Here is a 12153-nt window from a genome sequence, read left to right as displayed (position 1 = left end):
TGGCTATTTTGGTCTATCATATAGGGAGCACCTCTTCTGTATGGTAGTGTTTTCTAGTTAATTACACTATACCAAAAGAACGAGGTGTTTTTCATTTTTCATTAACATTGTCAAGTAACATAATGAAAAGGCCGCAGGCCTTTAACAATCAACGTGGATCACCTACTTTATTGGTGCGAAAGTTGAGTAATGAGTAATAAAAAGGAGATAAAACATGAAGAAAATATTGAATATTTCATTAGCCCTTTTGCTAGTATCTGTATTTTGTTCAACTTCTACTCCTAATGCAAAAACAAAAGACAACAATAATGATATTGATTTGGCCATTATTCCATATGTGAAAATTTTAGAAAAGCTTAGTAATGAATATGGAATAAAAATGTATGTTTCAGACGAAGATAAAGAAAAATTTTATAAAAGTGTATCAAATATGTCTCCAAATCAATTTGAAGAGCTGCAAAGAAAACAATATAAAGAAGCACTAAAGTATATCCATGAAACAACACCTTCTTATGATAGTTCTGCTGAGGTTGGTAGTCCTTATCCTACTCCAATTCCTAGAGCAGATAAAGTAATTCCAGCGGTTCCGGTAGAGTAATGATTATTTAGAGAGTAGTCGAAAATCACCAATTTAAATAAAAAGGACTGCATTATTGCAGACTGCATTATTGCAGTCCTCATTTTTCACCTCAACATGCTTCAAATTCAACATGAACAAAATCGTCTGAATCTAAAACAACTTCTTCGTTTTCATATGCACGTTTTAATTCCGCTAATGCTTCTTCTTTACTTTCATATCCTTCGAAATCTATAATTCTTTCAAGTGTTTCTCTTATTACTAATTTCATTGTAATTCCTCCGTTCTTAACTGAACATTAAGCTTTTGTCGCTATTCTGCATATTTCCACGATGAATAGGAACCAGAAATAACCATTAATTGCTTCCTAGACATTGATTTTTAGAATGTTAAAAACAGTACTCAAAGTTGCAACTTCTACACGGTGATAATCAAGAGTTGTAAAGTGTTCCTCACGAGAATCTTCATCTAAATGTTCAACACCCATTACTTCTAATTTATCTAATTGCTTTTTAGAGTTTTTAAACCATTTAATCAGTTCTTCTTCAGGAGTATTCTCAACTTCATATCCATATGCTAGTAGTTCAGCGATTTTCAATACTTTTTCACTCCGATGTTTATCTACACCAACCCAAGACTCAAGTTCTTTCATTGCGTAATAGATTCCTTGATTAACCTTAATTTTGTCCATATAATAAGTCCTCACATTCTTGTTTTTTTATGCTTCGCATATATCCTTTTTTTGCATGGAACAGTGTCATATGATGTGTTATTTTTTTCTCAAACAATATTTCTTGGATCACGTTAGCAATTGATAATGCTGCAAATTTATTTGTGATTAGTCGTTGTGGCTCACTTGCAGATAATTCCGCGCAAGATAACTCACTTGGAGCAATCGTATCTGTATCCTCTAAAATATCAGGAAACATTTTCACAACAGGTTCTTGTAGAACTTTGTTGTCAATTTTCACTCCAACAACAACTTGACCACTATAACCGCTATTGTAATAAGCTTCTTTTTCTGCTTCATTCCATTGTTCGATAGGTCTCGTTTGCCAATCTGAAGGAACCTCAACGGATTCATTACCAGCATCTATATAGATACATGTAGGCACACTATCGAAAAATTGATTCATAATTTTTCTTGAGTAGTTATTATCTACGCAACCAACTAGAATGGGTAAGTAATATGAAGTGGCTTCTAACGCGTTAGTATAATCAACTTGAAATAAACTTTTTAACGCTTCGACACTCTCAATATAGTGATCAGTATAAGACCAGAGGTTTAATCCAAATGACTGCGAATACCTTTCAGCTAATACTTCTGCCTTTGGTAAACCTTCTTCTCCGTCGATAAATAATTGGTTGCCTTTATTTTTCTCTTCAATTAAATCGGGGTCAGTCAATACGTAGACATGATGCTTGTCTGTAATTGATAACATTTGAGAAACAAGTTGTACTACATTACTGCCTGTACCTCCAACACCAACTTGTACGATAAAGGGAATAGTTTCATTACTAAAAGGACGTACTAGACTAATCATACTAAGCTTACAGCTCCTTCTTTATAAGCAAATTTGATTTTAGATTCATCAAATGTTGGTAGCTCATAAGAGGGTGGAGCGAAGACATTATGTAGGTCTAAGTTATCCCAGCCAATTCCGTTATATCGACGCGCAGTTATAGAAGGGAAAAATTTGTCGATATTTCCTACAATAATGTAAGTCATACCTTTAACTGTTTCTGATTGATTATCTTGTGAAGAGGGGGTAGGGGCCATAGTATGATGGCTATGAATTTCTGCAATTTTAGAACAATTCATCCCAACTCGATCAAGTATTGATAATGCATCTTCATCGACTTCACAATAATATTGATGAACAGTTTGACCAGGGACATCCAGTAAATATCTTTTTTCAATTGAATCAAAATAGATATCTGCATGTATCTCTAAATTCAATAGAGAGAACTTTTCGGCCAGTTTAATAAAATTACCTAAGATTGAAAATGGAATTAAAGGTAAAGCTGAGACAGTACCTAAAGATACTGTTTCAGCTCCTTTTTTCTTAGCTTTAATTGTTGGCACAACATAAGTAGCACCTTTCTTCTCAATGAATAACATTTCAGTATGAGACTTAACCAACTCTGGATAATCCTTCTCCATGCGTTTTCTAAGGATTTCAGCAGTTACAGGTGTTCGTTCCTTTTTGCTGTTCATTACTCCCTCTGCTAACTCTTCAGCCGTTATATACTCTGTAATTGCTATATCTTGTCCAAAATATCGAATCACAGTGAATTCATTAGGTTCGAATGTGTCTTCTTTTTTATTTGAAGGAGTATTATCTTTAGAATTGGCATTTGTTTGATTTGCTGCTTCCTCAATAACCTTTTCCTTCTCTGACACATCAAACTCATTGAAATCTGTCTTAACTTCGTCGTTAGCGTCAGTTAGTTTTTGAGTTTCTTTCATAGTTTCTTCCTTTACTACTTCTTCTTTAGATTCAGCTTTTTCTGTAGCAGTAGTATCGTCACTACCAGGAATCTCAGTAGTTGCAGCTACTTCGATTTTTTCAGTGTCCTTAGTAGTAGTCTCAGTAGTTGCAGCTACATGTTCTACACTATTGTTTTTTTCTCAACTTTTTCCTCGTTTACTTCATCGATTAAATTAAATAAATTGAACATATTTATCATCCTTTTTTGATTAGTTTAATTTTAATAAATCCGCAAAAGTTAAACCGCAAGGGATTAACTCTTCATCTTTAAAGTCTTGTGGTTCATCATATTTATCCAGCAATTCGAGGTACTCTTGGAACGTATGAAATTTTTCTTTAGAAAAAATCCGGGTTCCGAGATGTTCATTAAACGGTGCGCTTAAGAACAATTGATAAATACTACTTAGTTCCCGTAAATCTTTGAAAGTTGGAAGATCATTAAATCCCCAACAAATGCTACCTGGTATTCCCTCCTTATAAACGTTAGGGTAGGGGAAGTGAGATAACTGCGTGTTGGGTAATAACTTTACATCTTCTTCTACTGCGAAAATTGAAGGAGGAAGGAATTTGAAAACTAAATTACGAATGGTAGTATTGGTTATTTTATCTTTATTCATACTAGCTGGATGTTCAGCGAAATCAGCAGAGCAGCATGGTAGCGGGATTTCGATTGAAATGGACGAGTCTTTAGGTATTAAACATATGACCATAATCACTTATGTGGATGGGAAAGAAGTATTCAGTGAAAATGTCATCAATGCAGATAACAGTGCTTTTGGAAAAGGAGAGGTCATCTGGTTTGACGTTTCACCTTTTTCACCGAATACGAAGGTAGAATTAGCAATATCATATAGCCAAAATATAAATGCAACACAATCTAAAACAACCCCGAAAAAAGATATTTCAAAAGCAAATAAATGGGTAAATGTGATGTTTAGTGGAGATTATCAATTAAATCTAATTGATATGGATTAGGGAAATTGGAGACAAGTTTTCTGTCCCACCAAAGAATGTTTGAAGTTCTTTAGTATTTGATATAAAACTTTTGAATAAATTTGAAGGATTTTATAGGAAGGAATGAGTGAAATTGGTCTTAAAAAAGTCTCAAAATGATATTTTTCTAAAGTTAAAAGAAGCAACTGAGAGTTTGTTTGGTCTCCATTTAGAGAATCCGATTCCGATTAATCTAGGATATATAAACTTAAAATGGAAAGTTGAATCGGAAAAAGGGCTGTTTGTTATTAAGCAAATCAGTAAAGAAAGGTACGCAAAACACGATTTCGAGGTGATTATTTCAGAGCAAGAACTAGCTTTGCATGAACAGTTACGACAGTTCGAAAATGGAACACTTTGTCCAAAAGTATTAATACAAAAGGATAAGATCATACATAAAAGTTCATGCGATGAAAGATTTATCATTATGGAGTTTGTCGATGGAAAAAATCTTCTACCTGGTACATTAAATGAAAAGCAGATGTATAGTCTTGGTCAAATGACTGCGCATATGCACAATGTTGCAAATGACGGTACATACAGTAATGAAAAAAATCCCAAATTTATTCCCCAAAATGTTGAGGAGCGTCTAGACTATTGGAATTCGATTTATGAATCCAACGAAGAAAATAATCAATTTAGAGAATTGGTAGAAAATCAGATGAAGGCTACTAAACAATTTAATTTAGGTATGATTAACTCATGCGATCCTGGTTGGGCACACCGTGATTTGTGGGTGGACAATATTTTATTTCGTGGTGATCAGTTATCTGCAATTCTTGATTTTGACCGCTTTGCTTTTGATTATCCTGAATTAGATATTGCAAGAGCAATTATGTCAGGTGCATTGAATGGTGATACATTTAATGAAAATTGTGCTAAGGCTTTTCTAGATGGATATAGAACAAAGCGAAATCTTGAAAAAGGCGTATTTGTTCGATCTCTATATTTGTTGTGGTACATGGAAAGTCCTTGGTGGATCCGTTCTAACCTAAACTATGATCGATATCAAGAAGTACAATTCCAAAATGAGATGATTTGGTTAGGGGAAAATCTTATTTATTTAAGAGAAATGTTTGGTGATTGGTAGGATATTTTACTGAGTTCCTTAATTGGCTGGCATTTATCATCTATCTGGGTTATTTTAGTGGCTTATGGGTTTTGTATTTCTAATAATTCTGAACATCTTTGCAGTAACTACAATGTCTTAATTTGATACATTATAAAAGATGAAAAAAATGAAATTATCAGTATGATAATATAAAAATGAGGTGATGAATCATGGCAATTAGGAATGAAAACTTATACAAATTAATCGAAAATCTTCCTGAAGCTGCGAAAAAATCAGCCTACGATTATTTAAAATACATAAACCATACACATAACTACCCAGAATGGGAAGAAATTATACAAATGGATCCAGATGAATTTGAATTGAGTAAAGAAGAACGTCAGCTAGAGGAATCTAGTAAGGATTGATGCATTTTTTATTTATATATTACTTTTTGATTAAATTTGAAACATTTACCAATTTATACCGTAAATCATGTAAACTAATAAAAAGAGGAAACGAATTTGAAAAAAGTTATAACCATTTTATTGAGTTTTGGCACTTTAATTTTAGTCGCTTATTTTTCGATAAGTTTTTATATCAACAGTAAGTTCAATGATGTAAAGGATAAATTAATCCAAAATCATCCGGAAATTATGAATATAGAAAAGATAAATAGTATTGGTGGATGGGGCGAATGGTTTTCCGAATATGTATTAATAGTAGAAATCAATGGTTCGAAATTTAGGGTTTGGGCAACTGAAGAAGGGAAAATAACAGATCAGGAGCCACTATGAAATTTGCTTAATTATCCATGGAGATTAGGAATGGGTTTAATAAAAAGTGTCAAATAAAAAGGGGATGTTCAAATGTATAAAGAACAATTTCAAGGATTATTTTTCTTGTGGGCTATTTTAATTGGGATTGAATTGTTTTGGCTATATATGACTGTTACAACTGGTATGCAGAATGCGGGCTTTATCGCATTTGTAATAACTTTTATTGCATCTACTTTAATCATTGGAGCAGTTGGAATTAATTTGGTTAGTAAGCATGTAGATTGGCAAAAGCAAGAGTAATCTGGGGTGGGGTGTAAAAGTATGAAGAAAAAGTGGAGATTGATTTTTTCATCTTTAATACTAGGGCTAATCATAATTGTTGGATATCTATTCTTAAACCCAGAGAAGTGGATACCACTACTGGTTCCTAGTTTATATCCAACATTTATTGAAACCGTTGAAAGCAAATGGAATGTAACATTACCAATTCCTAATAGGGAGAAAGACATATTTTTTGATAGAGGTTTCCATGGGGATGGGAATTCCATCACCGAACTACACTATGAATCTGCAACGGATTTACAACAGATTAAGGCACAATCGAACAATTGGGTAAGTGGTGAGAAATTTAATATTAATGAATTTCCTAGCTGGGTTCAAGATTTAATGAGATCGGAGAGGTTAGACAAAGTTGCTGATTATTTCTTTTTAGAAAAAAATGGTCAAGATTTTATCATTTTTAAACTGAACGGAAATAAGCTAACAATTTACGAATCTTATATATGACTAATAGCTTTTTACTATTTTTAGGGGGGAATCTGTGATCAAGCATTTTAAAAATAAGCGTTACTGGATACTCATGCCGCCTTTCTTAATTGCGTTCGTCCTTCTACTTACTTTTCTACCAGATGAAATTAAGTACTATTCAGTATCGGCACTAATCGTGTTTTGGATCGTGTATTACATTTGGGATTATTATGCAAAAGAGAATAAATGGAATAAAAAAAACACTTCCATTTAAATGAGGGCAGAGTGATGAAAAATAAATGCATTTTCTCAATTTTATTATTAATTCTTATTGTTTCACTTTTGGGTTGTAATTGGAATGAGAAGTCAGCTAATCATTACTATTTATCTTTTACGGGAGAAAGCAAAACATGGAAATTGATCGATTATGAAGTAGTAATAACACCAGAAAGTTTAAAAGCGGGTAATGGAACTCTACAAATGAAAAATAAAAATAAATTTATTGTAGAATCTTTTCCCTGAATTATTCATAAAAAATCTTTGATAACCAAATAATGCTTATCTATCAAGGTATTGAGCTAAATGGTCCATGCATCAAATAAATGAAAAAAGAATCCATTTCTGATATGGTTAAAGCAACGATGAAATAACCACAGAAAGGATTCTTATAATGGCTACTTTACCGCAATTAACACTAGATTTCAATCGTCAAATTAAATTATCAAATGATGGAGGCTCTCTTTCTTCTGATACAGGTGAATTCGTTTTTCGAGAGTTTGATGAAAAAATCGGATTCTCTGATACTCTTGTTCAACACCTGCATCTGAACGACGAGAGAAAATACCATGTTCATTCAAATGAAAATCTACTTCGTCAAAAGCTTTATCAACTCATCGCTGGTTATGCTGAGGATGATGCGGCCGATCAATTGACGAATGATCCTGTTTTCACCCAAATTATTGGGACTGACTCCTTAGCTTCTCAACCAAGTTTATCTCGCTTTTATACACGATTTGATCATGAGTCCATTGAACAATTACATCACGCTAACCAAGAACTTTTAGATAAAGTACATGAACTTAGAGAGTCAAAAGCACTCATCATTGATTTAGATTCAACACATGCTGACACATATGGACAACAAGAATTTACAGCTTATAATACCCATTACGGGACTGTTGGCTTTCATCCATTGGTTGCCTTCGATGGGATAACAGGCGATTTCCTAAAAGCCCAGCTACGCCCTGGAAATGTGTATACGTCCAATGGTGTTGTGGATTTTGTGGAACCACTTATCAAACATTACAACGAAAAATTTCCGGAAACGACACCATTCTTACGCGGCGATAGTGGTTTTGCCGTTCCAGCTCTGTACGATTTATGTGAACGTGAATCGGTTTATTATGTCATTCGTTTGAAATCTAACGCCATTTTACAGCGAATGGCAGATGAATGTCATCCAGCCACAGTACCGTCAGATGTGACAAAGTCTGAATGTTATTATGAGGAAATCGACTATCAAGCGAAATCATGGTCTAAGCCGAGAAAGGTCATCATCCAATCGGTTCGCCCTGCAGGCGAATTGTTGTTTACCCATTCATTTTTTGTAACGAGTCTGGGAGATGTATTCTCTCCAAAAGATATCGTTCGTACGTACCAAAAAAGAGGGACGATGGAGAACTACATCAAGGAAGCTAAAAATGGTTTTTATTTGGATAAAATGAGCAGTCACTCTTTTCAAGTGAATGAAGTAAAAATGATAATGAGCCTGTTAGCCTATAACCTAACGAATTGGCTACGTACGCTTTGCTTTCCAGAAGCACAAAAAGGGATGCAAATTGAAACCATACGTACAAGGGTCATTAAAGTGGCTAGTAAATTAGTGAAATCAGGACGATCCCTTCACTTTAAATTGTCCTCTAGTTTTGTATACCAAGATTTTTTCTGGAAAGTACTTCAGCGGATTCAACAGCTAAAGCTAGGATAAAATCGAAAAATCCTGTTTTTTAAAACACGATTTAAGACCAAGGGAGAAGTATGCCCAAAAACAAGCATTTTTCCGCTCCTCATTCTAGAAAGATGCTTTTCAGAAGAAAAATAATCATGATTCTTTCAAAGGGATCGGGAATCTAATCGTTTTTGGCCTAAAACCCTGATTTATGTTCGAGGTATGAATAATTCAGGGTATAGTATATTCCAGTTCGATGGCTGCTGATTTAAGACGTAAATATATGATTTGTCTGTTTAACCCTCCTCCTAATACTCCGGATGTGCTGCATTAGGAATTTGAACTGGTAAATTACACCTTTAATGGCAAATTTATTATCTTAAATCCAGGCCCCCCTTTTTGAAGCTTTCAAAGCTTATAGTACGATTCAGTTTCTAATTTCATTTTATTAACGATATGACTTATCATCATATCCTTTTTTGTTTATTCCAACGTTCCCAACTAGTAACAGTAACATCTCCTTATCACCTTCAGCTCTTAATAATCTTCCTAAAAAGAGGCAATATCTGATTCCCTAGCATTAATTACTCCCAAAACTTCACCTCATTGTATTGTCCAACTTAATGGAGGCTTAGCTTGGGTAATGCTTATAACCTGTAGAATAAAAATTAGAATAAAAAAATAATAAACGGAGATAATAATTTAGGAATATAAATGACGATAGAAAGGGGGGTAAAAAATGAATCTAAAGTGGTTAAGACTATTAACAGCAGTTTTTCTATCTGCCATCATGTTAATGGGGTGTAATAATGTAGAAGAGGCTAATGATACACCACCACCTGATACAGAAGAGCCAATTGAAGATCCTAAAGATGCAAATGACCCAGATAATGTAGATGAAAATGATGTGGACCCTGATACAGAAGAACCAATTGAAGATCCTAAAGATGCAAACGACACAGATGATATAGATGAATAATGATTTAAAAAGGTATAGAGTAATAAGTTTCAACACCGTTTGTTTAGAACTGCTTCTTGTAGAAAGATGACAAAAGTGGGAAATAGAGTAATTGACAGCTTTAAAGCTGCCCATTACTCTATTTATTATGTAATTCTCCTTAGGTCCAGATAAAAGAAATGTCCTCCTAATAAACATCAAGTCCACTGTTTTCGAGCTGACAGTTTAAAAATACTTTTAAACATTTTAAATCATTTCTACTAGTTTTTCCTCTATAGCATGGATCATATCAACTAGTCATTTTTTAAACATTTCATTAATTTCCCAAGATTCGATTCGTTATATAGTGGTCTGTGGGTCCATACCTTTACCAATTAAATAGGTCATTGCAGCAACTTCCTCCAATGCATGGACATATACGTATCTTTTGCTTTTTCTAATTCATATTTTACAAAAGGGGCAATAATATTTAACACTTGTGATTTCAAATGGTTGTTTGATTTGTTGCTCTATATTGAGGGTGATAATTAGATATGTGATTATGATATTGAAAGCTTCTTCGATAACATTAATCATCACAAGTTGGTAGATATTCTGAAAAGAAGAATCCAAGATGAAAAATTCATCCACCTTATCTGGAAATTCTTACGTGCCGGTTATAGGAGAAATGGATATATCACAACACACATTCAGCGGGACTCCGCAGGGTGGAATCATCAGTTCGATTTTAGCAAACATCTATCTAAATGAACTAGATCAGTTCATAAGGGAATTAACCCGGTCTTTTACAAAAGGGGAAAGAAGAAATCGAAACCCTGAATATAGGAGACTTAGTGACACTAACTTCTTAACTATGATGGACAATATTATGGTATATAAGGGAGGATGAGGAAGTGAGGGGGATACTATGAGTGATAAAAAAAGAGAATCTTGATTTTTCGTTCAAGCATATTGGGCAGCGATTGGCTTATGTATGATTTAAGTTTTACCAGCGTGACCTATATAGTGCTTTTGTAAGGAGGCTTCTTTCTTGAGGAAATTTATTTTTAAAAGATTATTTCTTTTAGGAAGAGCGTTACTATCTATTTTAGGAATGAAGTAGCCAGAAGGAGCTAAAAATTGAAGTTGAAACTTTTGTTATTCCAAAAATATGTCCTACTCAAATTTTTGGAAGACGGGATGATTATATGATTATGATAGCCAATAGAAAAAATGCGTTTCTTATTGATTCTGAGACCCTTTATTTAAATTGATGTAAATGTCCTTGAGTGTATGTGGGTGGGACATAGGGGCATTGTCCCTATTGGCTACTCTAACACTTAGGATAATTCTATTACCCTAAAACGAAAGTGTCCTTTCACCTTGTCCCTCAATTACCCTAGAAGTTGCTATACACAAATGAATATGCTTATTTTAATGTATCCTGTCCCAAATCCTACTTAGATCTAAGGGAACATACACTTTATCGCCATGAATTTCCTTATGTATAATAGGATTTTTAAAACTCTCCTCTAAACTTACAAAAAAATTCTTTTGTCTAGCCCGTGGTTTTGGTCCTAAAACCATTTCACTATAATCTTTATGCATATTTCCTATTCTCCTTTGATAATTTTCCACTTTCGTATGTTAAATAATTTATAACACAAACCTGCAACTATTACTCCATTTCTAAAACAAAAAGCAAATATGTCTATGTTTGGACTAAAACTCACAGTAACCATGAATAAATCAACTGAATTTTAATCACTTTTGTAAAAAAGCGTGATTTTCAATTTTCACTACCCTTCCTCTCGCAGAGTTTTACTTACAAAATGTATTTTACCCAAAAACAGATCCGGTTTTAACAGCAGCTTTAACTGACCGACTTACACATCGAGCTTACATGGTGGATATGGTAGGACCATCTTATCGAATATTAGATACAAAAGAATGGTTGGAAAATAATCAGGTTTAAGTGGCTCAGTTTTTAATTAATAAATGGCTCAATTTTTACTTGCGAAATACAGATTAACTTATCTGCTAATTCTCGATGTTTACTGGTTATCTTTGAAGTGATGGAATCTAGCTGTTTTAGGTAATGTTTAATTTGAGTTGGATAAAGAAATGGTTTGTTCAGAGGTGATTGATATAAGGTGAACTCGGGGTTAATAAAAACTACTAAGCCCTCTATCGGGATATTATATCCAAGGCTTAGAATTAATTGTTTCAATAAGGTATCCGATCTACTCAATTGATTTATTGGGTTCGCGATTTCAACCTTAGGAAACTTATATATCTTATCAGATTCGTAGTAATGATCACCTTCATTGTTTTTAACCTCGTAAAAGTAAACTTTGTTAGAAGAAATGATAAGTGTATCAATTTGAAAAGTTTTTTTATTAGATTCTAATAGTAAATCGTTTAATATTAAGCAGTCAAATTGTAGTTGTTCCGTTAGGTTATCAAACATGACCTCGCCTTCATATCCCTTTTTAAGAGCAAGGTAGTAGTTTTTCTCCTTAATAGGAAGATTTATTCGCTTGTTTAAATACTCAAGTATTTGTAATTCTTCAGGTTTGGTTCGATGTTTGTAAATCATTTATTCCTCCTATTTTCATGAATTTAATAA

17 protein-coding genes and 1 pseudogene are annotated in these 12153 nt (G+C 33.5%); 12 read left to right on the top strand and 6 right to left on the bottom strand.

What is annotated here, in order from left to right; all coding sequences use genetic code 11:
- The first annotated feature begins 214 nt into the window (after positions 1 to 214).
- Complete coding sequence (locus tag ACOQFO_RS12600) at positions 215 to 598, top strand: hypothetical protein (protein ID WP_421690013.1); 384 nt, start codon at positions 215 to 217, stop codon at positions 596 to 598.
- Between the two features lie 91 nt (positions 599 to 689).
- Here the strand turns inward: ACOQFO_RS12600 and ACOQFO_RS12595 are convergent, their stop codons facing one another.
- From ACOQFO_RS12595 to ACOQFO_RS12575, 5 genes are all read right to left on the bottom strand, one after another.
- On the bottom strand, positions 690 to 848 hold the full coding sequence (locus tag ACOQFO_RS12595; protein WP_421690012.1) for a DpnD/PcfM family protein: 159 nt from the start codon (positions 846 to 848) through the stop codon (positions 690 to 692).
- A 96-nt stretch (positions 849 to 944) separates the two neighbouring features.
- Complete coding sequence (locus tag ACOQFO_RS12590; protein ID WP_421690011.1) at positions 945 to 1268, bottom strand: hypothetical protein; 324 nt, start codon at positions 1266 to 1268, stop codon at positions 945 to 947.
- A complete protein-coding gene (locus ACOQFO_RS12585; RefSeq protein WP_421690010.1) occupies positions 1255 to 2121 on the bottom strand; it encodes a thiamine biosynthesis protein ThiF in 867 nt (288 codons plus the stop codon). The genes ACOQFO_RS12590 and ACOQFO_RS12585 overlap by 14 nt, the downstream gene beginning before the upstream one ends.
- A complete protein-coding gene (locus tag ACOQFO_RS12580) occupies positions 2118 to 3047 on the bottom strand; it encodes a hypothetical protein (protein ID WP_421690009.1) in 930 nt (309 codons plus the stop codon). Before ACOQFO_RS12580 ends, ACOQFO_RS12585 begins: the two co-directional genes overlap by 4 nt.
- A 231-nt stretch (positions 3048 to 3278) precedes the next feature.
- Positions 3279 to 3686 (bottom strand): hypothetical protein, encoded by a 408-nt coding sequence (locus ACOQFO_RS12575; protein WP_421690008.1) that lies wholly within the window; start codon positions 3684 to 3686, stop codon positions 3279 to 3281.
- Between ACOQFO_RS12575 and ACOQFO_RS12570 the strand changes: the two genes are divergently transcribed.
- The 11 genes and pseudogenes from ACOQFO_RS12570 to ACOQFO_RS12520 form a co-directional block, all read left to right on the top strand.
- The gene (locus tag ACOQFO_RS12570; protein WP_421690007.1) at positions 3637 to 4044 is read left to right on the top strand and encodes a hypothetical protein; all 408 of its coding nucleotides are present in this window, start codon (positions 3637 to 3639) and stop codon (positions 4042 to 4044) included. The two genes, ACOQFO_RS12575 and ACOQFO_RS12570, sit on opposite strands and share 50 nt — an antisense overlap.
- Before the next feature lie 106 nt (positions 4045 to 4150).
- Positions 4151 to 5152: a phosphotransferase gene (locus tag ACOQFO_RS12565; protein ID WP_421690006.1), complete on the top strand. Its 1002-nt coding sequence runs from the start codon at positions 4151 to 4153 to the stop codon at positions 5150 to 5152.
- 191 nt (positions 5153 to 5343) lie between these two features.
- Positions 5344 to 5541 (top strand): hypothetical protein, encoded by a 198-nt coding sequence (locus tag ACOQFO_RS12560; RefSeq protein ID WP_421690005.1) that lies wholly within the window; start codon positions 5344 to 5346, stop codon positions 5539 to 5541.
- A gap of 96 nt (positions 5542 to 5637) precedes the next feature.
- The gene (locus ACOQFO_RS12555; RefSeq protein WP_421690004.1) at positions 5638 to 5910 is read left to right on the top strand and encodes a hypothetical protein; all 273 of its coding nucleotides are present in this window, start codon (positions 5638 to 5640) and stop codon (positions 5908 to 5910) included.
- Positions 5911 to 5982: 72 nt separating this feature from the next.
- A complete protein-coding gene (locus ACOQFO_RS12550) occupies positions 5983 to 6192 on the top strand; it encodes a hypothetical protein (RefSeq protein WP_421690003.1) in 210 nt (69 codons plus the stop codon).
- Between the two features lie 21 nt (positions 6193 to 6213).
- Entirely contained in the window at positions 6214 to 6678 is a 465-nt protein-coding gene (locus tag ACOQFO_RS12545) for a hypothetical protein (protein ID WP_421690002.1), read from the top strand.
- Between the two features lie 34 nt (positions 6679 to 6712).
- Positions 6713 to 6913, top strand: a complete 201-nt coding sequence (locus tag ACOQFO_RS12540; RefSeq protein ID WP_421690001.1) for a hypothetical protein — start codon at positions 6713 to 6715, stop codon at positions 6911 to 6913.
- 14 nt (positions 6914 to 6927) lie between these two features.
- On the top strand, positions 6928 to 7161 hold the full coding sequence (locus tag ACOQFO_RS12535; protein WP_421690000.1) for a hypothetical protein: 234 nt from the start codon (positions 6928 to 6930) through the stop codon (positions 7159 to 7161).
- 148 nt (positions 7162 to 7309) lie between these two features.
- Positions 7310 to 8626 carry an IS1380 family transposase gene (locus tag ACOQFO_RS12530; RefSeq protein ID WP_421689999.1) on the top strand — a complete coding sequence of 439 codons (1317 nt, stop codon included), beginning with the start codon at positions 7310 to 7312 and terminating at the stop codon, positions 8624 to 8626.
- A 700-nt stretch (positions 8627 to 9326) separates the two neighbouring features.
- Positions 9327 to 9566, top strand: a complete 240-nt coding sequence (locus tag ACOQFO_RS12525) for a hypothetical protein (RefSeq protein ID WP_421689998.1) — start codon at positions 9327 to 9329, stop codon at positions 9564 to 9566.
- Between the two features lie 522 nt (positions 9567 to 10088).
- Positions 10089 to 10380, top strand: a pseudogene (locus ACOQFO_RS12520) (reverse transcriptase/maturase family protein); the annotation flags it as partial.
- 1131 nt (positions 10381 to 11511) lie between these two features.
- On the opposite strand, the gene ACOQFO_RS12515 reads toward ACOQFO_RS12520, so the two are convergent.
- Positions 11512 to 12123, bottom strand: coding sequence for a nuclease-related domain-containing protein (locus ACOQFO_RS12515; protein WP_421689997.1), 612 nt, complete (start codon positions 12121 to 12123; stop codon positions 11512 to 11514).
- Positions 12124 to 12153 lie beyond the last annotated feature (30 nt).

This window comes from Ureibacillus sp. MALMAid1270 (genome assembly GCF_049202975.1).
Lineage (GTDB): Bacteria > Bacillota > Bacilli > Bacillales_A > Planococcaceae > Ureibacillus.
Note: the sequence above shows the minus strand (reverse complement) of the source record. Positions and strands in the feature narration are given on the sequence as shown.